The 23,567-nt window shown below is 73.4% G+C and carries 19 protein-coding genes, 2 pseudogenes and 1 riboswitch; of the genes and pseudogenes, 11 read left to right on the forward strand and 10 right to left on the reverse strand.

The window, feature by feature from the left end; genetic code table 11:
* Window positions 1-63: 63 nt before the first annotated feature.
* Together DRB89_RS29985 and DRB89_RS29990 are read left to right on the forward strand one after the other, a co-directional pair.
* Complete coding sequence (locus DRB89_RS29985) at window positions 64-954, forward strand: neutral zinc metallopeptidase (protein WP_112451510.1); 891 nt, start codon at window positions 64-66, stop codon at window positions 952-954.
* 70 nt (window positions 955-1,024) lie between these two features.
* Window positions 1,025-1,420: a VOC family protein gene (locus DRB89_RS29990; protein WP_112453922.1), complete on the forward strand. Its 396-nt coding sequence runs from the start codon at window positions 1,025-1,027 to the stop codon at window positions 1,418-1,420.
* A 36-nt stretch (window positions 1,421-1,456) separates the two neighbouring features.
* On the opposite strand, the gene DRB89_RS29995 is transcribed toward DRB89_RS29990, so the two are convergent.
* Window positions 1,457-2,854: a hypothetical protein gene (locus tag DRB89_RS29995; protein ID WP_112453924.1), complete on the reverse strand. Its 1,398-nt coding sequence runs from the start codon at window positions 2,852-2,854 to the stop codon at window positions 1,457-1,459.
* A 285-nt stretch (window positions 2,855-3,139) separates the two neighbouring features.
* Window positions 3,140-4,282 (reverse strand): alpha/beta fold hydrolase, encoded by a 1,143-nt coding sequence (locus DRB89_RS30000; protein ID WP_112453926.1) that lies wholly within the window; start codon window positions 4,280-4,282, stop codon window positions 3,140-3,142.
* A gap of 388 nt (window positions 4,283-4,670) precedes the next feature.
* On the opposite strand from DRB89_RS30000, the gene DRB89_RS30005 reads away from it, so the two are divergent.
* The 4 genes from DRB89_RS30005 (at window position 4,671) to DRB89_RS30020 (ending at window position 9,056) form a co-directional block, all read left to right on the forward strand.
* The gene (locus DRB89_RS30005) at window positions 4,671-5,942 is read left to right on the forward strand and encodes an inorganic phosphate transporter (RefSeq protein ID WP_112451511.1); all 1,272 of its coding nucleotides are present in this window, start codon (window positions 4,671-4,673) and stop codon (window positions 5,940-5,942) included.
* Window positions 5,943-5,970: 28 nt separating this feature from the next.
* Window positions 5,971-6,192: a hypothetical protein gene (locus tag DRB89_RS30010; RefSeq protein WP_112451512.1), complete on the forward strand. Its 222-nt coding sequence runs from the start codon at window positions 5,971-5,973 to the stop codon at window positions 6,190-6,192.
* Between the two features lie 232 nt (window positions 6,193-6,424).
* A riboswitch (cobalamin riboswitch) is annotated at window positions 6,425-6,515 on the forward strand.
* 58 nt (window positions 6,516-6,573) lie between these two features.
* On the forward strand, window positions 6,574-7,539 hold the full coding sequence (locus DRB89_RS30015) for a cobalamin biosynthesis protein (protein ID WP_112463488.1): 966 nt from the start codon (window positions 6,574-6,576) through the stop codon (window positions 7,537-7,539).
* Window positions 7,536-9,056: a cobyric acid synthase gene (locus DRB89_RS30020; protein WP_112451514.1), complete on the forward strand. Its 1,521-nt coding sequence runs from the start codon at window positions 7,536-7,538 to the stop codon at window positions 9,054-9,056. Before DRB89_RS30015 ends, DRB89_RS30020 begins: the two co-directional genes overlap by 4 nt.
* A gap of 207 nt (window positions 9,057-9,263) precedes the next feature.
* Here DRB89_RS30020 and DRB89_RS30025 read toward each other — a convergent pair whose 3' ends face one another.
* Genes DRB89_RS30025 through DRB89_RS30035 form a run of 3 tightly spaced genes read right to left on the reverse strand, consistent with a single transcriptional unit; the run spans window position 9,264 to window position 12,219 of the window.
* Window positions 9,264-10,208, reverse strand: coding sequence for a 3-oxoacyl-ACP reductase (locus tag DRB89_RS30025; protein ID WP_112451423.1), 945 nt, complete (start codon window positions 10,206-10,208; stop codon window positions 9,264-9,266).
* Between the two features lie 24 nt (window positions 10,209-10,232).
* Window positions 10,233-11,309 carry a Zn-dependent alcohol dehydrogenase gene (locus DRB89_RS30030; RefSeq protein ID WP_112451422.1) on the reverse strand — a complete coding sequence of 359 codons (1,077 nt, stop codon included), beginning with the start codon at window positions 11,307-11,309 and terminating at the stop codon, window positions 10,233-10,235.
* Between the two features lie 37 nt (window positions 11,310-11,346).
* Window positions 11,347-12,219, reverse strand: a complete 873-nt coding sequence (locus tag DRB89_RS30035; protein ID WP_112451421.1) for a MaoC/PaaZ C-terminal domain-containing protein — start codon at window positions 12,217-12,219, stop codon at window positions 11,347-11,349.
* 308 nt (window positions 12,220-12,527) lie between these two features.
* Between DRB89_RS30035 and DRB89_RS30040 the strand changes: the two genes are divergently transcribed.
* Window positions 12,528-12,887 carry a DNA-binding response regulator gene (locus DRB89_RS30040; RefSeq protein ID WP_275432089.1) on the forward strand — a complete coding sequence of 120 codons (360 nt, stop codon included), beginning with the start codon at window positions 12,528-12,530 and terminating at the stop codon, window positions 12,885-12,887.
* Between the two features lie 109 nt (window positions 12,888-12,996).
* Here DRB89_RS30040 and DRB89_RS30045 read toward each other — a convergent pair whose 3' ends face one another.
* Complete coding sequence (locus DRB89_RS30045; protein ID WP_239516391.1) at window positions 12,997-14,301, reverse strand: cytochrome P450; 1,305 nt, start codon at window positions 14,299-14,301, stop codon at window positions 12,997-12,999.
* A gap of 183 nt (window positions 14,302-14,484) precedes the next feature.
* Here DRB89_RS30045 and DRB89_RS30050 point away from each other — a divergent pair, with 183 nt between their 5' ends.
* The gene (locus DRB89_RS30050; RefSeq protein ID WP_112463489.1) at window positions 14,485-15,585 is read left to right on the forward strand and encodes an amidohydrolase family protein; all 1,101 of its coding nucleotides are present in this window, start codon (window positions 14,485-14,487) and stop codon (window positions 15,583-15,585) included.
* An 83-nt stretch (window positions 15,586-15,668) separates the two neighbouring features.
* On the opposite strand, the gene DRB89_RS30055 is transcribed toward DRB89_RS30050, so the two are convergent.
* Window positions 15,669-16,856 carry a lipid-transfer protein gene (locus DRB89_RS30055; RefSeq protein ID WP_112451418.1) on the reverse strand — a complete coding sequence of 396 codons (1,188 nt, stop codon included), beginning with the start codon at window positions 16,854-16,856 and terminating at the stop codon, window positions 15,669-15,671.
* A 12-nt stretch (window positions 16,857-16,868) separates the two neighbouring features.
* On the reverse strand, window positions 16,869-19,013 hold the full coding sequence (locus DRB89_RS30060) for an acyl-CoA dehydrogenase family protein (protein ID WP_112451417.1): 2,145 nt from the start codon (window positions 19,011-19,013) through the stop codon (window positions 16,869-16,871).
* Between the two features lie 141 nt (window positions 19,014-19,154).
* Here DRB89_RS30060 and DRB89_RS30065 point away from each other — a divergent pair, with 141 nt between their 5' ends.
* On the forward strand, window positions 19,155-21,092 hold the full coding sequence (locus DRB89_RS30065; protein WP_112453892.1) for a pentapeptide repeat-containing protein: 1,938 nt from the start codon (window positions 19,155-19,157) through the stop codon (window positions 21,090-21,092).
* A gap of 33 nt (window positions 21,093-21,125) precedes the next feature.
* On the opposite strand, the gene DRB89_RS30070 is transcribed toward DRB89_RS30065, so the two are convergent.
* A complete protein-coding gene (locus DRB89_RS30070; RefSeq protein ID WP_112451416.1) occupies window positions 21,126-21,497 on the reverse strand; it encodes a hypothetical protein in 372 nt (123 codons plus the stop codon).
* Between the two features lie 137 nt (window positions 21,498-21,634).
* Here DRB89_RS30070 and DRB89_RS30075 point away from each other — a divergent pair.
* A pseudogene (locus DRB89_RS30075) lies at window positions 21,635-22,150 on the forward strand (helix-turn-helix domain-containing protein); the annotation flags it as partial.
* A gap of 327 nt (window positions 22,151-22,477) precedes the next feature.
* On the opposite strand, the pseudogene DRB89_RS30080 reads toward DRB89_RS30075, so the two are convergent.
* A pseudogene (locus DRB89_RS30080) lies at window positions 22,478-23,110 on the reverse strand (NYN domain-containing protein); the annotation flags it as partial.
* A gap of 233 nt (window positions 23,111-23,343) precedes the next feature.
* On the opposite strand from DRB89_RS30080, the gene DRB89_RS43845 reads away from it, so the two are divergent.
* On the forward strand, window positions 23,344-23,508 hold the full coding sequence (locus DRB89_RS43845) for a hypothetical protein (protein ID WP_204357925.1): 165 nt from the start codon (window positions 23,344-23,346) through the stop codon (window positions 23,506-23,508).
* Window positions 23,509-23,567: the final 59 nt, after the last annotated feature.

Below are 23,567 nucleotides of genomic sequence, written 5' to 3' on the forward strand. Positions count from 1 at the left end.
ACTCGCCGCAGGGGCGGACGCGGACACGAGCCCCCTTGCCTCACGATTGGAGGGCGGTGCGGGATGCAGTTCGACGACAACGCCAATCTGGACACTTCCGAGGTCAAGGATGTGCGCGGCAGCCGCATCCCGGGCGGGCGGGCCACGATCGGCGGCGGCATCGTGGGTTTCATCGCCCTCGTCATGGGCCTGCTCTTCGGGGTGGGTCCCGAGCAGCTGGGCCTGTCCGACGGAAGTCCGGAGCCCGCGTCGAGCTCGAATTCCGCGGCCCAGGTGCAGCAGACCTGCAAGACCGGGCAGGACGCGAACGCGCGCGAGGACTGCCGGCTGGTGGCGGTGATCAACAGCACCCAGGACTTCTGGAAGCAGGAGTTCGCCCGCCGCGGCGCCCAGTACAGCCCGGCCCAGACCGTGTTCTTCACCGGGAAGGTGGGCACCGCCTGCGGCGCGGCCACCTCCGCGGTCGGCCCGTTCTACTGCCCCGGCGACCGGCAGGTCTATCTGGACCTCGGCTTCTTCAACGAGCTGCGCACCAAGTTCGGCGCGAGCGGCGGCCCCTTCGCCCAGGCGTACGTGGTGGCCCACGAGTACGGGCACCACATCCAGAACCTGACGGGCACCCTGCAGAAGGCCCAGGACGGCCGGCAGGGCGCGAACAGCAACGCCGTACGCGTCGAGCTGCAGGCCGACTGCTACGCCGGGGTGTGGGCGCACAACGCGACGAAGACCCCGGACGAGTCCACCGGCAAGCCGCTGATCACCAGCCTGACCGACCAGGACATCAAGGACGGCCTGGACGCGGCCGCCGCGGTGGGCGACGACCGGATCCAGGAGAAGTTCCAGGGCCGGGTGACCCCGGAGTCCTGGACGCACGGCAGCGCCGAGCAGCGCCAGCAGTGGTTCTACCAGGGCTACCGCACGGGCGACATGGCCCAGTGCAACACCTTCCGCTGACTTCCCCCGGCGCCTGCCATGCTGTGACGCGGATCTCCGTCCACGCACGGCTCACGAGGGAGTGATCGCCATGGCAGGCGTTCCGTCCATCTGTCCGACACTGCTCTACACCGACGCCAAGGCCGCCATCCAGCAGCTGACCGAGGCCTTCGGCTTCACCCAGGTCGCGGCGTACGAAGGGGAGGACGGGTCCGTGACGCACGCGGAGCTGTCCTACGGGAACGGCATGGTCATGCTCGGCAGCAAGGGCCGCGGCGGCGCCTTCGACAAGGCCATGGAGGCGGCGGGCCCGGCCGGGGTCTACGTCGTCGTCGACGACGTGGACGCCCACCACCGGCGGGCCGTCGAGCACGGCGTGGAGATCCTGATGGAGCCGGCCGACCAGGACTACGGCTCGCGGGACTACATGGCCCGTGACGCCGGGGGCAACGTGTGGAGCTTCGGTACGTACGCGCCGCAGGTCTGACCCGCGGCGCGCACGCCCGTACGTCTCCCCCGGGCGCTACGCGCCGCCGGTGTGCACCTGGAAGGCGGCCCGGCGGACGGCTTTGGCCAGGGCCGGGTCGGGGTGCGCGGCCGCCAGCGCGACCAGCACCTGCACGGTGCGGGGATGGCCGACCGCCCGGACCTCGTCCAGCAGCCGCGGGACCGTGGTCCGCACGGCCGAGTCGAGGTGGCGGGCGAGCAGGTCGGCCTCGCCGTGGTCGGCGATGGCCGCCGCCGTGTCCACCCAGAGCCAGGTCTGCTCCTCGGCGGTGAGCACGTCCTGCGCCTCGTCGGGGTCGACGCCGTCGTGCACGGCGAGCCAGAGCAGGGCGTAGGGGCGCAGCGTCGGCTCGCGGGTGGCCGCGCGGACGTCGGGCTCGGCGGGGGCCCCCACCACGCGCAGCGCCTCGAAGGCGAGCCCGCGCAGCAGGGCGTCCTCGCCGCGGGCCGCGTGCAGCAGCTCGGAGACGGCGTGGCCGACGGGCCGGGCGGCCAGCCAGGCCTGGTACTCGGCGCGGGCCGGGCCCGGGGTGAGCCGGGCGCAGCCGTGGAGCATGGCGGCGGCGGACTGCTCGATGTTCCCGGCCGGGCTCTGCGCGGCGACGCAGATCTGCTCCAGCTTGACCCAGACGGCCCAGCTCCCGAGCGGGGTGAGCGCGGCCCGGGCGGGGCCGAGGGTGACGGCGTCGACGGCGGCGAGTCCGCCGAGCGCCCAGCGCAGCAGCCGGGCGAGCGGCACGGGGGGCGCGGCCGGCGCGGGGTCGGCAGGCACGGAGTCGGCAGGCACGGAGTCGGCCGGCGCGGGGTCGGCCTGCCCCGGATCGGCCCCGCCGGCGGCCGCCGGGTTCGCGGTGGCCTCGTACGGGACTTCGCACCGCTCGTCGCGCAGTTCGTCGACACGCTGCCCGAGCAGGTCCAGCAGGTCGGGGACGGTCACGGGACCGGCCGAGAGCTGGAGCAGGGAGAGCAGCTGGGGCATGGCCTCGACGACCTCGGCGACGGCCGCGGGGGCGATGTCGGCGGGGGCGGGGTGGACCAGCGACCAGGCGTCGAAGAGGGCGACCCAGCCGCGCAGCACGGCGGTGTCGTCCCGGTCCCAGGCGCGCAGGCGCCAGCCGGGGCGGGCATGGCCGCCGTGCACCTCGACCAGCCCCGAGAGCCGGGCGCGGTCCCAGCCGACCCGGATCTGGCCCGGCGTCAGGCGCAGCTGTGCGGCGGCGCGTTCGACGTCGTCGGCGGGCAGTGCGCCCGTCGGGGCGGGCCTGCCGCCGTCTCCGGCGCCGAGGTTGAGCTCGGCCCAGCGGGCGAGCCGTACGGCGTCGGCGAGCGAGGCGCGGGCCCTGTTCGCGAGGTCGGCCGTGGCGGGGGTACCCGCCGGAGGCCTGGGGGTGGTCCGGGTTCGCCGGTCGGTCACCGCCTTGCGGGCCGTGACAACGGACCGCGGTGAGACGAGGCGGAGTCTGGAGTCGCGAGCCAACTGCTCATCAGGCTTTCGGGACGTCACGTGAGCAGTCTCGCCCGTCACCGGCCGAAAGCCCAAACGGAACCGGCCATTGCCACAAGAGGCCGGGTGGACAGACCGCAACAAACCACCCATCACGCCCCCTGCGACCCACCCGCTCCGGTCGTTTGACGGACGTTGCCGGGCGGTTGCCGGGCGGTTGCCGGACGGTCCGTCACCCGGTGCGCGTACGGCGCCCTACATGAGAGGGGTCAGGAAGCGGCGCAGGGCCTCCTCGTATCCGGCCGGGTCGGCGTTCCACATCGCCCCGTGCGCGGCTCCGGGAACGGTCCGCAGGGTCACCAGGTCGGGGCGGGCGGCGGCGAGCCGGCGGGAGGGCTCCCAGGGGGCGAGCGCGTCGTCGGGGCCGTGGAAGACCAGCACGGGGATCTTCAGCGCGGCCGGATCCGCGCCCGGGGCCCGGCGGTCGGCGCGCAGGCCCGCGCGCCCCTCCGCGGCCTTGACGGCGAAGGGGAGCAGCGGGGCCGGGGTGCGGCGCGCGGCGGCCAGCGCGCGCAGGGTGGCGTGCCAGTCCAGCACGGGCGAGTCGAGGACCAGCCCGGCGATCCGAGAGGCCAGCGCCGAGCGCTCGGCCGCGTGCAGGGCCATGGTGGCGCCGGTGGACCAGCCGTGCAGGACGACGCGGCGGGCTCCGTAGCGCAGGGCGTAGCGGATGGCCGCGTCGAGGTCGCGCCATTCGGACTCGCCGAGGTGGCCGAGGCCGTCCGGGGAGGCGGGGGCGCCGAGGTCTCCGCGGTAGGCGAGGTCCAGGACGGGCAGCCGGTGGCGGTGGAGGAAGGGCATGACCACCATCGGGTGCTCCCGGGTGGCGCCGAGCCCGTGGACGGTGATCACCCAGGTGTCCCGGGCCGCGGGGACGAACCAGGCGGGCAGTGCCCCGAGCTCGCCGGGGACGTCCACGTCGGCGTGGTCCAGCCCGAGGGCGGAGCCGGGGTTCCCCAGGTGGACCTGGGGGGTGAGGGTGACGCGGGTGCCGGGGTCGAGGCTGCCGTGGGTGACGGCGACGAGCCGGCGCACCACGGTGTCGGGCCCGTGCGGAGCGTCCGGGAGGACGGGCCCGACCACGGCGTGCACCCCGGGCCCGGTGAGCCCGTAGGTGCCGGGGCGCAGGGAGGTCAGGGAGCGGGTCAGCTCGACCCGTCCGGCGGCGGTGGAGTGGACGCTGAGCAGGGGGCTGCCGGGGAGCGGGCGGCCCGGCTCGGTCCGCAGGGCCGCGTCGGCGGCGCAGCGGCCCGCCAGGGCGGCGGCGGTGAGGGCTGCCGCGCCGGCGCCGAGCAAGGTCGTGGTGACGGCCGCTGCCGTCGCTGTAGCGGTGCGCACCGCTCCAGTGTCGAGGCGGATGCGGCGGCGGGCCACCGGAGGAGATCGTTCCGGCCGAGGACGCGCGCGGCGCCGGCCGCTCCCCGCGCATCCGCGCGCGACGATCCGGAGGCGGCCGGGCCGGAGCCCCTCGGGACGGCCCGGGGGCGTGATCTGGGTCTCTTCCGGAGCCCCGCCCGCACGGGGCGGCGTACCGGAAGTCCCACCGGCGGGAGTGCGGGCACCCTGCCGTGACATGCGTTAATCGACATATCAACTCCGATACCGGGACGAAGGTCCCGATCCGGTGTCGGAGTGATACACCGCGCCGCCCCTGCCAGTTCACCTTCCGTTCATCCAGGTTGCCTACGGTCCACGAACCACTGACGTCAAACAGAAGCCTGGGTAAATGGAGCACATAACGCTTCTCCTCGGGATCGTGATCATCACCGCTCTCGTGTTCGATTTCACGAACGGTTTTCACGACACGGCCAACGCGATGGCCACCACCATCTCGACCGGCGCCCTCAAGCCCAAGACCGCGGTGGCCATGTCCGCCGTGCTCAACCTCGTCGGCGCGTTCATGTCCGTGGAGGTCGCCAAGACGATCTCCAAGGGACTCGTCAACGAGGAAGGCATCCAGCCGGAGGTCATCTTCGCCGCACTGGTCGGCGCGATCCTCTGGAACCTCGTCACCTGGCTGGTCGGACTGCCCTCCAGTTCCTCCCACGCCCTGATGGGCGGCCTGATCGGCGCAGCGGTCGCCTCCGCCGGCATGGGAGCGGTCAACGGCAGCGTCGTCGTCACCAAGGTGCTGATCCCCGCGATCGCCGCTCCGCTCGTCGCCGGCATGGCCGCGTACCTGGCCACGAAGGTCACGTACAAGGTCGGCAAGGGCATGGGCGAGAAGACCTCGGCCAAGGGCTACCGCTCCGGGCAGATCGCTTCCGCCGGTCTCGTCTCGCTCGCGCACGGCACCAACGACGCGCAGAAGACGATGGGCATCATCACCCTGGCGCTCGTCGCCGGCGGCGCCATCGCCCCCGGCTCCAACCCGCCGGTGTGGGTCATCGTCTCCGCCGGCCTGGCCATCGCGATGGGCACCTACCTGGGCGGCTGGCGCATCATCCGCACCATGGGCAGCGGCCTGACCGACCTGCAGCCGCAGCAGGGCTTCGCCGCCCAGACCTCGGCCGCCAGCGTCATCCTGGCCTCCTCCTCGCTCGGCTTCTCCCTCTCCACCACCCACGCCTGCTCCGGCGCCGTCATGGGCTCGGGTCTGGGGCGCAAGGGCGGCGTGGTCCGCTGGTCCACCGCCTCCCGGATGTTCATGGCCTGGGGCCTGACCCTGCCGGCCGCCGCGCTGGTCGCGGCCGGTGCCGAGCTGGTCATGCGGGCCGGGGACATCGGCGTCGCCGCCGTCACGGTCTTCCTGGTCGGCTCCTGCGTCGCCATCTGGTTCATCTCCCGCCGCCAGGTCGTCGACCACACCAACGTCAACGAGGTGTCGCCCGCCGGCGCCGAGGAGGCGGGCGTCGTCACCACCGCGATCGCGGCGGTCACCGTCCCGCCGACCGCCGCCGCCACCGCCGGCAGCACCGCCGCGGTGACGGACGAGGAACTCAAGGCCACCATCCCGGCCGCGACGACGACCCCCGCGGCCCCGGCCGCGGCGCTCTGACCCCGAGAACGACAGAGGATTCAGCGGTATGAAGATCGACTGGGAAGCACTCGGCTCCGTCTTCGGAGTCAGCCTCTCCGCCACCGTCGCCCTCGTGACCCTGTTCACCCTGGGTCTGATGGGGCTCTCCAAGCACGAGGCCGCCACCGAGCAGGGAGGCGCCGCCACCCTGGCCCGCAGCGGTGCGTACGCCTGCTTCGCGCTCTGCGCGGCGGCCGTGGCCTACGGGATCTACCTGATCGTCGCCTGAGGCACCGGGCACGGCCTGCGAAGGCCGGTGTGCGGGTTCGTGGTCAGGTACGTGTGCAGGTTCGTGTGAAGGTTCACGTCAAGGTTCGTGTGAAGGCTCCCTCCGGGTTCGTCCCGGGGGGAGCTTTCACGTGCCCGGCGCCGCTTCCCCCGCCGCCCCGCCGCAGGTCAACGGCGAGTTGACGGGCATTCGCGCTGCGTGGTGGACTGCCCGAGCCATCACGGCGGCATGGAGAGGAAGTCCGGTGCGAATCCGGCGCGGTCCCGCCACTGTCACCGGAGCACTCGGGCCTCGGGCCGAGCGCGACCGGGAGCCAGGAACTCTCGCCGCCGGACACGTCGAACCAGGGCGCGGACCCTGAGTGAGGACATACCTGCCACCATGCGTGCCGACCGCGTCTTCGCGTACGGCGCCACGGCCGGCCTGATCGGCGACCGGATCCTCGGGGATCCGCGCCGAGGGCATCCCGTGGCCGCCTTCGGACGAGCCGCCGCCGCGGTCGAACGCGCCCTGTGGCGCGACGACCGCGCGCGGGGCGCCCTGCACACCCTGGTGTGCGCCGGGGGCGCGGCCGCGATCGGCGCGCTGGGCGCCCGCGCCGTGCGCTCCCGGCCCGCCGCCGCCCGCGTCGCCCTCACCGCCGCCGCCACCTGGGCCGTCGTGGGCGGCACCTCGCTGGGCCGGGAGGCCCGCGCCATCGGCGGCGCGCTCGCCGCCGGGAACACCGAGGCGGCCCGGGCCCGGCTGCCCCACCTGTGCGGACGCGACCCGCAGGCCCTGGACGAGCAGCAGATGGCCCGCGCGGTCGTCGAGTCGGTCGCCGAGAACACCTCCGACGCGGTGGTCGGGGCCCTGGTGTGGGGCGCCGTCGCCGGCGTCCCCGGGCTGCTGGCCTTCCGCGCCGTGAACACCCTGGACGCGATGGTCGGCCACAAGTCGCCCCGCCACCTGCGCTACGGCTGGGCCTCGGCCCGGCTCGACGACGTCGCGGGCTGGCCGGGCGCCCGGCTGACGGCGCTGGCCGCCGTCCTGGCCGGTCCCGACCGGCGGGGAGCCGTACGGGCCTGGCGCGCGGACGCGGCCAAGCACCCGAGCCCGAACGCCGGGCCCGTGGAGTCCTCCTTCGCCGGGGCGCTCGGCGTACGGCTGGGCGGGACCCTGGCGTACGCGGGCCGGGTAGAACACCGGGCCGTGCTGAACGGCGGGACCGGGCGGCCCGTGGAGGTCGCGGACATCGAACGCGCGGTGCGGCTGTCGCGCCAGGTGACGTGGGTGGCGCTGGGGGCCTGTGTGGCCGCCCGGACCCTGGCCGCCGGCATCTCCCGTACAGGAAAGGGGCGCGCATGAGCGGCGCGAAGCGCGGCGGGGGGCTCCTCGTCGCCGGTACGACGTCCGACGCGGGCAAGAGCGTGGTCACGGCGGGCATCTGCCGCTGGCTGGCGCGCAGCGGGGTGAAGGTGGCCCCCTTCAAGGCGCAGAACATGTCGCTGAACTCCTTCGTGACGAGGGAGGGCGCCGAGATCGGGCGCGCGCAGGCCATGCAGGCCCAGGCCGCCCGCGTGGAGCCGACCGCGCTGATGAACCCGGTACTGCTCAAGCCCGGCAGCGACCGCAGCAGCCAGGTGGTGCTGCTGGGCAAGCCGGTGGGCGAGATGAGCGCCCGCGGCTACCACGGGGGGCGCCAGGAGCAGCTGCTCGGCATCGTCACGGACTGCCTGGAGCAGTTGCGGGGCACGTATGACGCCGTGATCTGCGAGGGGGCGGGCAGCCCGGCCGAGATCAACCTGCGCCGGACCGACATCGTGAACATGGGCATCGCGCGGGCCGCGCGGTTCCCTGTGGTCGTGGTCGGCGACATCGACCGCGGCGGGGTCTTCGCGTCGTTCTTCGGCACGACCGCGCTGCTGTCGCCCGAGGACCAGTCGCTGATCGCGGGGTACATGGTCAACAAGTTCCGCGGCGACGTCACCCTGCTGGAACCGGGCATGGAGATGCTGCGGGGCCTGACCGGGCGGGCGACGTACGGGGTGCTGCCCTTCCAGCACGGGCTGGGCATCGACGAGGAGGACGGCCTGCGGGTCTCTCTGCGGGGCGCGGTACGGGAATCCGTGGTCGCCCCGCCCGTGGGCGAGGACGTGCTGCGGGTCGCGGTGTGCGCGGTGCCGCTGATGTCGAACTTCACGGACGTCGACGCGCTCGCGGCGGAGCCGGGAGTGGTCGTGCGGTTCGTGGACCGCGCCGAGGAACTGGTCGACGCGGACCTCGTCGTCGTGCCGGGCACCCGGGGCACGGTGAAGGCCCTCGCCTGGCTGCGCGAGCGCGGGCTGGCGGACGCGCTGGCCCGGCGGGCCGCGGAGGGGCGGCCGGTGCTGGGCATCTGCGGCGGGTTCCAGGTGCTCGGCGAGCACATCGAGGACGAGGTCGAGTCGAAGGCCGGCTCCGTGCCGGGGCTCGGCCTGCTGCCCGTACGCGTGCGCTTCGAGCGGGAGAAGACCCTGGCGCGGCCGGTCGGCTCGGCGCTGGGCGAGCCCGTGGAGGGGTACGAGATCCACCACGGGGTCGCCGAGGTCCTGGGCGGGACCCCCTTCCTGGACGGGTGCCGGGTCGGTTCGGTGTGGGGCACGCACTGGCACGGCTCGCTGGAGTCGGACGGCTTCCGCCGGGCGTTCCTGCGCGAGGTCGCCGCCGCGGCCGGCCGCCGGTTCGTGCCCGCGCCGGACACCTCCTTCGCCACCCTGCGGGAGGAGCAGCTGGACCTGCTCGGCGACCTGGTCGAGGAGCACGCGGACACGGACGCCCTGCTCCGCCTGATCGAGACCGGAGCCCCCTCGGGCCTCCCCTTCCTCCCTCCGGGCGCCCCGTGACGCCCCCGTCCCCGCGGGGGCCGTCCCCGACCCGATGTCCAGCCCCGCCGGCGCTCGAGGCGCGGGGTTCGGGGCGGAGCCCCAGGGGGCCCCGCGTCCCCCTCCAGCAGGCCCCGCTGGGCTGACCGCCCGGGAACGGCCGCCCGGGAACACGGGTGGGGCGGCGGGTCCCAGGACCCGCCGCCCCACCGTGCCGCCCGCTGCCGGTCAGCCGTCGTGCTTGAGGCCCAGCACCTCGGTGGCCGCGAAGGTCTCGCCCGCGGGGCGGGACTCGTAGTGCGCGGTGAGGAGCCCGTCGAGCTCCTCGTAGGAGAAGGACTCCTTGGCGGTGTCGAACTTCGCCGCCACCTTGGGGCGCTCCATCACGACCACGATGCCGCCGTGGACGACGAACAGCTGCCCGTTGGCCTTCGCCGAGGCCGGGGAGGCCAGGTAGCCGACCAGCGGGGCGACGTGCTCGGGGGCGAGCGCGTCGAGCTTGCCCTCCTCCGGGACCTGGAAGCCCGCGAAGACGTCCTCCGTCATCCGGGTACGGGCCCGCGGGCAGATGGCGTTGGCCGTGACCCCGTACTTGCCGAGCGCCAGGGCGGTCGAGGTGGTCAGGCCCACGATGCCGCCCTTGGCCGCCGCGTAGTTGGGCTGGCCCGCCGAACCGCCGAGGAAGGCCTCCGAGGAGGTGTTGACGATCCGGCCGTAGACCGGGCCGCCCGCCGCCTTGGAGCGCTCGCGCCAGTGCACGGAGGCGAAATGGGTGGTGTTGAAGTGGCCCTTGAGGTGGACCCGGATGACCGAGTCCCACTCCGCCTCCGACATCGAGAAGACCATCCGGTCGCGCAGGATGCCCGCGTTGTTGACCAGGATGTCGAGCTTGCCGAAGCTGTTCACCGCCAGCTCGACCAGCTCGCGCGCCTGCTCGAAGTCGGCCACGTCGCCGAGGTGCGCCACCGCCTGCCCGCCGGCCGCGCGGATCTCCGCGGCGACCTCCTCCGCCGGGGCGGCCGAAGCCTCCCCGGAGCCGTCGCGGCCGGCCTGGCCGAAGTCGTTGACGACCACGCTCGCACCGAGCCGGGCGAGCTCGATCGCCTCGGCCCGGCCCAGGCCCCGGCCGGCCCCGGTGACGATGGCGGAGAGTCCCTCAAGTGGCAGTGACATCCGTACGGTTCCTCTCGAAACGGGTCAGAGTTCGATGCAGGTGCGCAGGGCGACGCCCGTGCGCATCTGGTCGAGCGCGTCGTTGATCTCGGCGAGCTGCACGCGGTGCGTGATCAGGCCCGCCAGGTCCACCCGGCCGGCCCGCCACAGCCCGATCGTGCGCTCGTAGGAGCGGAGCACGTCCCCGCCGCCGTACATGGACGGCAGGATCTTCTTCTCGTCGAAGAAGAGGGAGAACATGTTGATCGAGTAGTTGTCGTCGAGCGCGCCGGCGCCGACCACGACGACGGAGCCGCCGCGGCGGGTCATCTCGTACGCGGTCTGCGTGGTCTGGGACTTGCCGACCACCTCGAAGACGTAGTCGAAGCCCTCGCCCGCGGTGATCCGGTTCTTGGCGTCGGCGAAGGCCTCCGGGGAGACCGCCTCGGTGGCGCCGAAGCGCAGCGCGGCCTCGCGCCGGGAGGCGACCGGGTCCACGGCGATGATCTGGGCCGCGCCCTGGACCTTGGCGCCCTGGATGACGGAGATGCCGACGCCGCCGCAGCCGATGACGGCGACCGAGGAGCCGGCCTCCACCTTGGCGGTGTTGATGGCGGCTCCCAGGCCGGTGGTCACGCCGCAGCCGATCAGGGCGGCGATGTCGAAGGGCACGTCGTCGGGGATCGGTACGGCGCAGCCCGCCGGGACGACCATCTCCTCGGCGAAGGTGCCGGTTCCGGCGAAGCCGAAGATGCTGTTGGCGCCGCGCTGGAAGTTGGGGGTGGCGACGTTGCCGAAGGCCTCCAGGCACAGGTGGCCCTGGCCGCGCCGGCAGGAGGGACAGTGGCCGCACGGCGGCAGCCAGCAGACCAGGACCCGGTCACCGATCTTGTGGCTGGTGACGCCGTCGCCGACGTCGGTGATGACGCCGGAGCCCTCGTGGCCCGGGATGAAGGGGGCGGGCTGCGGCAGGACCCCGCTCATCGCGGAGAGGTCGGAGTGGCACAGGCCGGTGGCCTTGATGCGGATCTTGACCTTGCCGGGGCCGAATCCCACGGCCTCCATGTCCTCGACGACCTCGAGCTTGTCCTGGCCTATCTCGCTCTGGAGTGCTGCGCGCACGGTGCGGCTCCTTCTGTCTGCCTGGCTGTCTGACGGATTAGGCGTGTTCGACGACGGTGTCGGCGAGGACCGGGGCGTCGTCGCGGTCGGCGGCGGTCACCGTGACGAGGACGCGGCCGGGCTCCTGCCACATCCGGATGCGCAGGGTCTCGCCGGGGAAGACGATCCCGGCGAAGCGCGTGCGGTAGGCGCGGACGCGGGAGACGTCCCCGTCGAGGAGGGTGTCGACCACGGTCTTCAGGGTCATCCCGTACGAGCACAGGCCGTGCAGGATCGGCTGGTCGAAGCCGGCCAGCTTGGCGAACTCCGGGTCGGCGTGCAGCGGGTTCCAGTCACCGGAGAGGCGGTACAGCAGCGCCTGCTCCTCGCGGATCTTCCGCTCCTCGGTCCGGTCGGGCGCCCGCTCGGGCTGCTCGGTCTTCACGGAGGGGCCGCGGTCGCCGCCGAAGCCGCCTTCACCGCGTACGAAGATCTGCGCGTCGGAGGTCCACAGCGGCCCGTCGGCGTCCGCGACCTCGGTGCGCAGGACGACCACGGCCGCCTTGCCCTTGTCGTAGACGGCGGCGACCTTCGCGGAGGAGGTGGCCTCGCCCTTGACGGGGATGGGCCGGTGCAGCTCGATGGACTGTCCGCCGTGCAGGACCATGGCGAGGTTGACCTCGATGCCGGGGGCCGCGAGGCCGCCCATCATGGCCATGCCGGCGCCGGCGACCGTCGCGAAGCTGGGCAGCACGTGGAGCTTGGACTCCAGGGTGTAGCGCAGCTCGTCGGGGTCGGTGGCTGCCCCGGGGTTGTTCGGGGAGGTCCCTGCGCCGAGTCCGAGGTGGTAGAGCTGGATGTCCTTGTGGTCCCAGGCGATGTTCCCCTGGCGGGGTTCTGCGGCGAGGGCCTTGGCGGCATCGATCGGCATGGGCGTGCTGCTCCCTGTCTTGGAAACACCGTCTTCGGAACACCGTCTTCTGAAAACTGGGGCCTTTGGAAGACCTCGGCGCGGCCGTCCGCACCGTCGGCCGCACCGAGGTCGTATGCGGGACCGGCTGCCCGGGACGCGTTCGTCTAGAACGCGTTCTAGGTTGCCGGTGAAGGAATGTATAACGCACCCCCCAGCAGTTGGGAAGACTCCCGGGAAGACTCCTGACGAACTGTCAGTTCTTCTTCTTGCGGTGCGTGTTGCCCGGAGACCGGACACCCCGCCCCTACTCTTGGCGGGTGGACGAGATGCCCGTTTCCCAGCGCCCTGTCCGATCCCTGCGGGTGCTCCTGGACCCGCCGAACCCCTCCCTGGCCCTCCTCCTGGGCCTCCAGCCGGACATCGAGGTGGTCGCTTCGGCGATGGCCCGCCCGGCGGTGGCGCTCACCGAGTCGGTGGAGCGCGTACCCGAGCTCCTCGCGGACGATCCGGAATGCCGGATCCTGGTCCTGACGGGCTCGGCGCACCCCGGACTGGCGCGGGCGGTGGCCGCGGCGGGCGGGGCGGGCCTGGTCCTGCGCGACGGCCCGGTCGAGGACCTCGCGGAGTCCGTGCGCCGCGCCTCCCGCGGGGAGTCGGTGACGGACCCGGCGCTGGACGCCCCCTGAGCCCTTCAGGTCACCTCAGGCCACCTCGGGGCCCCTCAGCGCACACGTACGCCCGCCCCGCCGGTCCGGACGGATCGGCGGGGCGGGCGCGCGAGCGAGCGGGGGGTGCTCAGGGGCTGGGCTTGGTCCAGTCGTCGACGGTCCGCGAGGGGTCCAGCGCGACCGGGAGCCGCTCCAGCCCGCGGAAGGCCGGGAACGGCCCCTTGAGCCACTCCTCCTCGCCCGTCGCCGGCGTCGCCAGGACCATGTCGGGGAAGCGGTCGAGCAGGGCCGTCAGGGCGGTCTCCAGCTCCATGCGGGCCAGCGGGGCGCCGAGGCAGTAGTGCGCCCCGTGGCCGAACCCGAGGTGGGTGCTCTGCAGCCCCTTCCGCGTCACGTCCAGGGTGTCCGGCGAGGGGAACTTCTCCGGGTCGCGGTTGGCCGAGGTGATCGCGATCTGCACGAGGGCGCCCCGGGGGATGGCCACTCCCCCGATCTCCAGGTCCTCCAGCGCGTAGCGGAACGTGGAGGTCTCCACGGAGCCCTCGAACCGGACGAGCTCCTCGATCGCCTGCGGCAGCAGCGACCGGTCCTCCTTGACGAGCGCCAGCTGGTCGGGGTGCGAGAGCAGGGCGAAGACCGCGTTGCCGATCTGGTAGGTGGTGGTCTTGTGCCCGGCGAAGAGCAGGACCCACATCATCGACACGAGCTCGTCGTCGGTCAGGGCGCCCTCGGCGTGCTGCGTCTCGATCAGCACGCTGAGGAAGTCGTCCGAGGGCTCCGCGCGCTTGCGGGTGACGAGGCCGCCGAAATAGCCGCGCAGCCAGTGCTCGGCGGCGGCCAGGTCGTCGGCCATGTCCTTGCTGAACCGGGAGCGCGTCACCTGGCCGAACCACTTCAGGACGTCCGTGCGCTCGTCGCCGACGATGCCCAGCAGCTCGCAGATGACCATGACGGGCAGCGGCAGCGCGAAGGAAGTCATCAGGTCGACGGGGGTGTCCGTCGGGCACTTCGCCAGCAGCTCGCCGGCGATCTCCTCGATGCGCGGGCGCAGCAGTTTGACGTGGCGCGGGGTGAAGGCCTCGTGGGCGATGTGCCGCAGCCGGGTGTGCCGAGGGGGGTCGGCGAAGAGCAGGTTGTCGTCGAGGGCGTCGCAGGTGTTCCCGAAGACCGCGTGGTAGATGTCGAGGCCCTGGTGCATGTCCTTGCCGATGCGCGGATCGGAGAGGGCGAGCCGGGCGTCGTCGTACCGGGTGATCAGGTACGTCGGGACGCCGTGCCGGGTCGTCAGCTCGCAGACGGGGGCCTGCTCGCGCAGCGACCGGTAGACCGGATGGGGGCACGTACGGTACTCCGGCGTGCCCGTGGACACGGCCGCGACGGCTTCGTCGACGGGGAGGCCGTCACTCACGGCCACTGCGGGTTCGGTCGTCACGTGTTCAGACCTCTCATGGGGCTCGAACTTCCAGCGAGCTCCTCCCGTGGGGCACCGGCCCGGTAACTCCGATGACCCTCCGATTACCCCGTTCGGGCCCGAAAGTACGCCCGCCTGAGCGGATCGGCCGGGTCCCGGGCCCGTCCCGCGGGGACCCGCGCGAGGCTCCCCTACGGTGCCTCCATGCCGGAAACCACGCCGCCTGACGACGGCAGCCGCGCCAGGATCGACGTCCACCACCACTTCTGTGCCCCGCAGTGGCTGGAGTGGGCCGAACGGCAGGGGCTGGTGAACCCGAAGGCGCTGCCGCCGTGGGCGCGCTGGGACGCCGCGTCCGCGCTGGACGTGATGGACCGGGCGGGGATCGCCACCGCCGTCCTCAAGCCGATGCTGCCGGCGCGCTACGAGACCTCCGCGCAGCTGCGGGAGGCCACCACCGTGACCCTGCGGGCGGCGACCGAGGTGGTGAGCGCGCACCCGGGCCGGTTCGCGTTCCACGTGCCGCTCTTCCTGGACGACCCCGAGGTCGCGTCCTGGGCGCTGCGCCACGGCCTGGACGAGCTCGGCGCGGTCGGGGTGAACGTGACGGCGAACTACGGCGGGGTCTACCTGGGCGATCCCTCGTACGATCCGCTCTTCGCGGAACTGGACGAGCGCTCGGCGGTGGTGGACACCCACCCGCACAACCTCCCGGGGGGCGCGCCGGGCGGTCCGGGCGGTGCGGGCGGTCCGGGCGGCGCGGGCGGTCCGGGCGGCGCCGCGAACGTCCCGGGCATCCCGAACTTCCTGTGCGACTTCCTGCTGGACACGACGCGGGCCGCCGTGAACATGATCCACAAGCGGACGCTCGACCGCTTCCCGAACCTGTCGGTGATCCTGCCGCACGCGGGCGGCTTCCTGCCGCACATCGCGACGCGGGTGGAGGCCTTCGCGGGGGCGTTCAGCCCGCCGGTCGATCCGGCGATGGTCCGGGACCACATGCGGCGCTTCCACTACGACACGGCGGGGCCCATGTCCCCGGCGGGCACGCTCCTCGCGACGGTCCCGCCGTCCCAGCTCCTCTTCGGCAGCGACTGGCCGGCGTGCCCGTCGGCGATGGTCACGGACATCGCCCTCCCGGCCCTGGCCGCGGACCCGGCCCTCACCCCGGCCCACCACCGCGCGATCAACCGCGACAACGCGCTCCGTCTGATGCCAGGCCTGTCGGCCCCCTCGGCCGAAGCCGCCCCGGCACAACCCAGCCCCGCCAGGGGGCACCTCCCAGCGGTAGCTGGGGGAGTTTGAGGCGACCCTTCAGCCCCGCACCCGCGGGACCGGGCCGGGCCGGGTCGGGCCGGGCCCGGTCGGGAGTTCACCAGCCGGCCGGGCTACTTGCGGAGGAGGGTGACCACCGCCGCGCCGCCCAGGCCGATGTTGTGCGCCAGGCCGACCCGGGCTCCGGACACCTGCCGGGCCCCCGCCAGGCCCCGCAGCTGCCACACCAGCTCCGCCGCCTGCGCGAGCCCCGTCGCCCCCAGCGGGTGGCCCTTCGAGATCAGGCCCCCCGACGGGTTCACCACCCACCGCCCGCCGTACGTCGTCGCGCCCGACTCCACCAGCGGCCCCGAGCCACCCGCCTCGCACATCCCCAGCGCCTCGTACGTCAGCAGCTCGTTGATCGAGAAGCAGTCGTGCAGCTCGATCACGTCCACGTCCTCGATCCCGAGCCCGGACGCCTCGAAGACCTGCCGCCCCGCCGCCGCCGTCATCGGCTTGCCGACCACGTCGATGCACGAGCCCGACGCGAAGGAGGCCTCGGTGTCCGTCGTCATCGCCTGCGCGGCGATCTCCACCGCGCGGTCCCCCAGCCCGTGCCGCTCCACGAACCGCTCCGAGACCACGACCGCCGCCGCCGCCCCGTCCGAAGTCGGCGAGCACTGGAGCTTGGTCAGCGGCTCGTGGATCGTCTTCGCCGCGAGGATCTCCTCGACCGTGTAGACGTCCTGGAACTGCGCGTTCGGGTTGTTCGCGGAGTGCCGGTGGTTCTTCGCCCCGACCGCCGCCAGCTGCGCGGCCGTGGTCCCGTACAGCTTCATGTGCTCCCGGGCCGCGTTCCCGAAGATCTGCGCGGTCGGCGGCGACATCTCGAAGCCGTGCCCGGCCGCCATGATCCCGTAGTGCCGGGCGACCGGCGAGGTCTTGAAGTCCCCACCGTCCGCCCCGCCGCCCAGCGCGCCCTTCTTCATCTTCTCGAAGCCGAGCGCGAGCACGCAGTCGTTGATGCCGCCCTCGACGAACTGCCGCGCCATCATCAGCGCCGTCGAGCCGGTCGCGCAGTTGTTGTTGACGTTGTAGACGGGCACCCCGCTCAGCCCGATCTCGTACGCCGCCCGCTGGCCGGCCGTGGAGGCCTGGAAGCAGTAGCCCACCGGCACCTGCTCGACGAGGCCGTAGTCGATGCCCGCGTCCGCGAGCGCCGCCGTCCCGGCTTCCTTCGCCATGTCCCAGTACTGCCAGTCCCGCGACTCCGGCTTCTCGAACTTCGTCATGCCGACGCCCACGATGTACGACTTCATCACTGCTGCCCTTCAGTCCCTGGGAAGGCCGAGGATGCGCTCGGCCACGACGTTCAGCTGGACCTGCGTGGTGCCTCCGGCGATGGTCAGGCAGCGGGACATGAGCATCCCGTGCACCGCCCGCTTGCCCGCCCCCTCGCTCACCGCGCCCGCCGGGCCCAGCAGTTCGAGCGCGAGCTCGGCGGTCCGCTGCTGGTGCGGGGTCTGCACGAGCTTGCGCACGGACGCGCCCGCGCCCGGCTCCAGCCCGGAGACCTGCTGGAGGGTGGTGCGCAGCCCGATGCAGGCCAGGGCGTGCGCCTCGGCGGCCAGCGCCCCGATCCGCACGCGGTACGCGCCTTCGAGTTCGGCGGAGCCCGCGAGCAGCGCCTCCAGGCCGGTGTCGAAGGTCATCTGGTCGGCCATGTGGACGCGTTCGTTGCCGAGGGTGTTGCGGGCGACCTTCCAGCCGCCGTCCGGCGCCCCGACGAGCGCGTCCGCCGGGAGCCGGACGTCATCGAAGTAGACCTCGTTGAAGAGGGCCTCGCCGGTGATCTCCTTGAGCGGGCGGATGTCGATCCCGGGGGTCTTCATGTCCACGATGAAGTAGCCGAGGCCCTTGTGCTTGGGGGCGTCCGGGTCGGTCCGGGCCAGCAGGATGCCGTAGTCGGCGCTCTGCGCGGAACTCGTCCACACCTTCTGCCCGTTGACGATCCAGCCGCCGTCCGCAGGTCCGTCCCCGTCCGCGGTCCGCTCCGCCTTGGTGCGCAGCGAGGCGAGGTCGGAGCCGGCGCCCGGCTCGGAGAAGAGCTGGCACCAGGTGACGTCCCCGCGCAGCGTGGGCAGCAGGTGGCGCTCCTGCTGCTCGGGGGTCCCGTAGGCCAGCAGCGAGGGGACGACCCAGGTGGCGATGCCGAGGTCGGCGACCTTGACCCCGGCGGCCTTGAGCTCCTGCTGCACGACGAGCTGTTCGACGGGCCCGGCCCCGAGCCCGTAGGGGGCCGGGAGGTACGGGGCGGCGTACCCGGTGGGCGCCAGGACCCGGCGGGCGGTGGCGGGGTCGAGGCCGCGCGCGTCCTCGATGGCGGTACGGGCCTTCGCGCGGTGCTTCTCGGCCTGCGCGGGCAGTTCGAGGCGCAGCTCGCGCCGGGCCCCGGCGGCGGCGAGCCGTACGGCGCGGACCCGGTGGCCGTCGCCGGAGCCGAGGAGCTGGCGGGCGACGAGGGCCCGGCGCAGGTAGATGTGGGCGTCGTGCTCCCAGGTGAAGCCGATGCCGCCGAGCACCTGGATGCAGTCCTTGGCGCAGGAGTAGGCGGCGTCGAGTGCGGTCCCGGCGGCGAGGGCGGAGACCAGCGAGCGGACCTCGGCGGGCTCCTCGGTCGCCTGGGCGGCGTCCCAGACCAGGGCCCGGGCCTGCTCCACGCGCACGAGCATGTCGGCGCACAGGTGCTTGATGCCCTGGAACTGTCCGATGGGCCGGCCGAACTGCTCGCGCACCTTGGCGTACTCGGCCGCGGTGTGCAGGGCCCAGGCGGCGGTGCCGCAGGCGTCGGCGGCGAAGAGCACGCAGGCGAGGTCGCGGACGAGCGCGGCGTCGAGTTCGAGGAGCCGGTCGGGCCCGGCGGTGACCCCGCGGGCGCGGACGCCGGCGGTGGGTCTGGTCGGGTCGGCGCTCTCGTGGGTGCGGACGTCCAGCGCCGCGGCGTCCACGGCGAACCAGCGGGTGCCGTGCGCGGTCTCGGCGGCGAGCAGGACGAGGTCGGCCTCGCCCGCGCCGAGCACCGGCGGGGCGCTCCCGTCGAGCAGGTAGCCGCCCTCGACGGCGACGGCGGTCAGGTCCCCGGGTCCGAGCGCGACGGCGCCGACCCGCCCGCCGAGCGGCTCGGCGCCGGCCCGGTCCAGGAGTACGGAGGCCAGCGCGCTCGGCAGGTACGCCCCGGGCAGCGCGCCCCGGGCGGCTTCCTCCACGGCGACGGTGAGGTCGAGCAGGGTCCCGCCGTCCAGGTGCGGCTCCAGCAGCCCGGAGGAGGCGAGCGCGTCCCAGTAGGCGGGGCGCGCGCCGGTCTGCGGCGGGGTGTCGAGGAGTTTGCGCACTTCCTCGGGCGGCACGGCCCGAGCGACCCAGCCGCGTACGGCCGCGGCCAACTCCCGCTGTTCCTGTGTGATTCCGATGCCCATGCGCGGCAGAGTAGAACACGTTCCATTCTGACGGAAGGTCAGAACTGAAACGTGTTCTCGCATTTGACCCCGCACGGGGAACGCCGCGGGGATCGGCGGGGGCGGGCAACCGTGCGGCACCCTCCGGTCGTCTTCACGGGTATGACGTCGCCGCCCGCACCTCCGCCCGGCACGCCCGTGTGGCCGCACTGCGGTGAGGGCGCGAGCCCGGCCGATCCGGTCGGCTGCCGGGGGCGGCAGGTCGCGGTCCCGCTGACTGCGGGCCCACCGCGCTGCCTGGCCCACCTCGCGCCCGCCGACCTCACCCTGCACCTGGCGTCGCTCTCCGCGGGCGACGACGTCGAGCACCAGGGCGTCACCTTCACCGGAAACCTGGCCGACCGGCTCTTCGACGCCCTCCGGGACCCCGCGACGGGGCGGCCCCGCTTCGGCCGGGCCACGTTCGACCACGCGGTCTTCGCCTCCGAAGCCCGTTTCGACGGTGCGACCTTCTCGTCCGTGGCCGACTTCGGGGGCGCGGAGTTCGGCGCCCTCGCCTGGTTCGACAACGTGACGTTCCAGGCCGAAGCCTGGTTCTCGGGCGCGGTGTTCCGGGACGGTGCCCGGTTCGTCGGCACGGTGTTCCACACAGACGTCCGGTTCGGCTCCCTGACGATCTCCGTCGCCGTCCGGTCGGGCAGCGCGGTCGCGAACCTCACCACCACGGTCCAGGTGGACGGCGTGACCTTCGAAGCCGGCGCCTGGTTCTCGGGAGCCGTGTTCCACGCCGAAGCCCAGTTCGACGAGGTGGTGTTCCCCGACGAAGTCCGTTTCCACGGCACGGCGTTCCAGTCCAAGGCCCGGTTCGTCGGCGCGACGTTCCACACCGACGCCTGGTTCAAGCGCGCCTCCTTTGCCGGAGCCGTCCTGTTCGACGGCGCCGTGCTCCACGCCGACGGCCTCTTCGAGGACGCGTCCTTCTCCACCGCCCACCGGCTGGGTCCGCTGGCCTGCCACGGATCACTCGACCTGTCGGGCGCCGCCTTCGGGCGCGCCGTGACGATCGAGGCCGCCGCCCGGTCCCTGACCTGCGCCCGCGCCGTCTGGGAGTCGACGGCCACCCTGCGCCTGCGGTACGCCGACGTCGACCTGTCGGACGCCGTGGTCACGCAGCCGATCGCGGTCACCGCCCACGCCGCCCCCTTCGCCCACCTCGACGAATCCTGCCTCGGCAACGCCGACGACCGGGTACGGGTCCTGTCCCTGCGGGGCATCGACGCCGCCCAGCTGGTCCTGACCGGCACCGACCTGTCCGCCTGCCGGTTCCTCGGCGCCTTCCACCTCGACCAGCTCCGCCTGGGCGGCGACACCGTCTTCGCCCGGACCCCGGCGGGCACCGACCTGCGCAGGCTGGTCCCGCTGCGCTGGACCGACCGGCTCGCCCTGGCCGAGGAGCACCACTGGCGCGCCCTGCCCCACCACCGGCGCCGCATGCGGGCCGGCTGGGTCCCGGACGCGCCCCCCACCGTGACGTCGGCACCCCCGCCGGGGCCGGCCGCACTGGCCGCGCTCTACCGCCAGCTCCGCAAGGGGTTCGAGGACGGCAGGGACGAGCCCGGAGCCGCCGACTTCTACTACGCCGAGATGGAGATGCGCCGCCTGGAGCGCCGCTCCCCCCGCAGCCGCGCCGAACGGGGCCTGCTCACCGCCTACTGGGCCCTCTCCGGCTACGGGCTGCGCGCCTCGCGCGCCCTGGCCTGGCTCGGGCTCGCGATGACCGCGACGGTGCTGGTCATGATGGTGTGGGGGCTTCCGCAGAACGATCCGAAGTCCGTGTCGGCCGGCCGCGTGGTCGGCCAGAACGTCCGCCTGACCACCGACACCCCCGACCCCGTCAACCCCTCGGGGCCGCTCCACGAGCGGCTGACGGCCAAGCGGTTCGAGAAGAGCCTGCGCGTGGTGGTGAACTCGGTGGTCTTCCGCTCCTCGGGCCAGAACCTGACCACGCCGGGCACCTACGTCGAGATGGCCTCGCGGCTGACCGAGCCCGTCCTCCTCGGCTTCGCCGCCCTCGCGGTCCGCGGCCGCGTCAAACGCTGACCGCGCCCCTCGCGGCGCCCGCCCCGCTCGCCCTCACAGCCGGGTACGGAAGAACTCCACGGCCTCGGCGGCCACCCGGCGGCGCACTTCCGCGCCGTCGGCGTCGTCGCGGACGAAGTGGTAGTGCTCCACGTCCGCGCCGGCCGAGCGGCCCTCCGCACCGGGGATGGCCCCGAGGTAGCGCAGCGCGTTGGATTCCGCGGGCGTGACGACGTCGGCCCCGCCCCACCGGACCGCGACCGGGCGGCCGATCCCCTTCAGGCTCTCCGGGGTGACCAGCTCGCCCATCCCCGGGCACACCAGGAACGCGGCGCCCACCCGGTCGTCGGCGAGGTCCCGCTCCCCCTCGGCGACGGCCCGCGCCAGATGCGCGGTGTCGACGGACGCGTGCAGGACCTCCATCATCCTTCTTCCAGGGAATCCCGGACTTTGGGCCGGGAGGGAATGGATCCTTGGCCCGGAGGCGCGGAGCGCCGGAGTGCTCTGCGTTGTCAGTGGCCTTCGCTATGTTGGTCCACCTTGACCGGAAGGGGGTGGGCCGGGTGATCCGTGCGTACAAGTTCCTCCTGCGGCCCACCTTCCGGCAGGAGATCGCGCTCGGCGAGATGCTGCGTGATCATTGCGGCGTCTACAACGGCGCGTTGCAGGAACGCCGCGACGCCTACCGGCACGCCTCGAAGACGAGCATCAAGTACGGGATGCAGTCCGCGCAGCTCAAGGACATCAGGGCCTTCGACCCGGAGCGTCACGGCCGGTGGTCGTTCTCCAGCCGGCAGGCCACCTTGCGCCGTCTCGACAAGGCGTTCGCCGCGTTCTTCCGCCGGGTCAAGTCCGGCGATACGCCGGGATACCCGCGCTTCCGTGGGGTGAACTGGTTCGACACCGTCGACTTCCCGAAGGACGGCGACGGTTGCCGGTGGGACTCCCTCCCGGACCATGCGGCCCGCGTCCGTTTCCAGGGCGTCGGGCACGTCAAGGTCCACCGGCACCGGTCGGTGGTCGGCAAGGTCAAGACCGTGTCGGTCAAGCGCGAGGGCAAGCGCTGGTACGTGGTGCTGACCGCCGTGCAGCCCCGGCCCGAGCCGCTGCCCGCGACGGGCTCCACCCGCCAGTTCATTGCCCGCGCTGCCAAGGAGCTGCTGGCCGCCGGATCGCTGTGCGGCCGGTCGTGATCACCGCACCGGCCGCAAACCACTGCGTTCTATTGGGCTCGCGGCCGGTGGCGATGGCCTCGGCGTAGGCGGCGAGGGTGCGTAGAGGGGGGAGCGGCCGACGCCGAGGGTCTTGCCGTTGGCGGTGGCGGGCGACGCGGGGGCGGGTACGCCGCCTTCCTCGGGCTCCACGGGCGCCGGCGGGCGGTTGCCGTTGCCGCGCGCGGCCTCGGCGAGGGCGGCCTCGGGCAGCGGGGCGGAGAGGATGGCGGCGATCTCGGGGCGCGGCGCGGGCGGCGGGGCGCAGAGTCCGGTGAGGTCGCGGGCGCGGACGGCGCGGGTGATCCAGGTGCGGTCCAGGACGCGGCGCTCGTCGGCTTCGGCGACGAGGTCCTCGGACTGGTTGTAGTCGCCGTCGGCGGCCTGGACGGCCCACAGGTGGACGGCGACCCCGTGCTCCTTGGCCGACATCAGCCCGGGCAGCAGGTCTCCGTCGCCGGTGACGAGTACGACGTCCGAGCAGGCGCGGTTGCGGGCCAGCTCGGTGAGCTCGGCGTGCATGGCCGCGTCGACGCCCTTCTGGGCCCAGCGGCCGTCGCTGCGGGTCAGGGCGCCGAGCCGGACGGTGACGCGGGGCATGACGCGCAGCCGGCGGTGCTCGGGCTGGGGGACCCGGTCGGGTGCGCCGTCGAACCAGTAGATCCGCAGGAGCGGCTGCTCGGTGTCCGCCTCGGCCCGCTCGCGCAGGCCCTGGATGAGGGCGGCATGGTCCACGGTGATGCGGGAGCGTGAGGGCTCCCCTGCGAGAAGGCTGGCGGCGGCGCCCAGCAGATAGCCGGCGTCCACCAGGACGACGCAGCGGTCCACGCGTACCACCCTCTTCCCTGGGGGTCCTCTGGTGTGTTTCTCGGCGGGTCCCCCGAGTCTGCCCGACCACAAGGGCGTTGACGGCCGGAACTCGATCATCGGCGTGGCGGATCTCACGGGGGCGTCCGGGAAGGCGGCCGACTACGCGGGGTAATGATCCAAAATGCGCCGTATGCGGCGTTGTGTGAGTGTGAAGGCGGCCCTGGCCCCTAGACCCCCCACGGAGGCTCCCCATGGCCAAGAACAAGAACCGCCAGCAGCCTGCCAAGTCCGAGGACCGCTCGGCTGCACAGGATCCGGCGAAGAGTTCGATGGAATCCTCGCCCACCACCTCGGCGGCGCCGAGCCCGCTGCAGATGGCGGGCAAGCGCAAGGAGAAGAAGTTCGGCCACAACTGAGGCCTCCACGTACGGGAAGGGCCCGCCCCGGTCGACCGGGGCGGGCCCTTCCCGCGTAC

It is taken from the genome of Streptomyces sp. ICC4, assembly GCF_003287915.1.
Classification (GTDB): Bacteria; Actinomycetota; Actinomycetes; order Streptomycetales; family Streptomycetaceae; genus Streptomyces; species Streptomyces tritrimontium.

What these genes read in the sequence shown, in the direction of transcription:
- DRB89_RS30005 (WP_112451511.1), top strand. Translation starts at nt 4,671, where the DNA reads ATGGAGCACATAACGCTTCTCCTCGGGATCGTGATCATCACCGCTCTC.
- DRB89_RS29985 (WP_112451510.1), top strand. Translation starts at nt 64, where the DNA reads ATGCAGTTCGACGACAACGCCAATCTGGACACTTCCGAGGTCAAGGAT.
- DRB89_RS30055 (WP_112451418.1), bottom strand. Translation starts at nt 16,856, where the DNA reads ATGAAGTCGTACATCGTGGGCGTCGGCATGACGAAGTTCGAGAAGCCG.
- DRB89_RS30035 (WP_112451421.1), bottom strand. Translation starts at nt 12,219, where the DNA reads ATGCCGATCGATGCCGCCAAGGCCCTCGCCGCAGAACCCCGCCAGGGG.
- DRB89_RS30070 (WP_112451416.1), bottom strand. Translation starts at nt 21,497, where the DNA reads ATGATGGAGGTCCTGCACGCGTCCGTCGACACCGCGCATCTGGCGCGG.
- DRB89_RS30060 (WP_112451417.1), bottom strand. Translation starts at nt 19,013, where the DNA reads ATGGGCATCGGAATCACACAGGAACAGCGGGAGTTGGCCGCGGCCGTA.
- DRB89_RS30020 (WP_112451514.1), top strand. Translation starts at nt 7,536, where the DNA reads ATGAGCGGCGCGAAGCGCGGCGGGGGGCTCCTCGTCGCCGGTACGACG.
- DRB89_RS30050 (WP_112463489.1), top strand. Translation starts at nt 14,485, where the DNA reads ATGCCGGAAACCACGCCGCCTGACGACGGCAGCCGCGCCAGGATCGAC.
- DRB89_RS30010 (WP_112451512.1), top strand. Translation starts at nt 5,971, where the DNA reads ATGAAGATCGACTGGGAAGCACTCGGCTCCGTCTTCGGAGTCAGCCTC.
- DRB89_RS30065 (WP_112453892.1), top strand. Translation starts at nt 19,155, where the DNA reads ATGACGTCGCCGCCCGCACCTCCGCCCGGCACGCCCGTGTGGCCGCAC.
- DRB89_RS30025 (WP_112451423.1), bottom strand. Translation starts at nt 10,208, where the DNA reads ATGTCACTGCCACTTGAGGGACTCTCCGCCATCGTCACCGGGGCCGGC.
- DRB89_RS43845 (WP_204357925.1), top strand. Translation starts at nt 23,344, where the DNA reads ATGGCCAAGAACAAGAACCGCCAGCAGCCTGCCAAGTCCGAGGACCGC.
- DRB89_RS30040 (WP_275432089.1), top strand. Translation starts at nt 12,528, where the DNA reads ATGCCCGTTTCCCAGCGCCCTGTCCGATCCCTGCGGGTGCTCCTGGAC.
- DRB89_RS30015 (WP_112463488.1), top strand. Translation starts at nt 6,574, where the DNA reads ATGCGTGCCGACCGCGTCTTCGCGTACGGCGCCACGGCCGGCCTGATC.
- DRB89_RS29990 (WP_112453922.1), top strand. Translation starts at nt 1,025, where the DNA reads ATGGCAGGCGTTCCGTCCATCTGTCCGACACTGCTCTACACCGACGCC.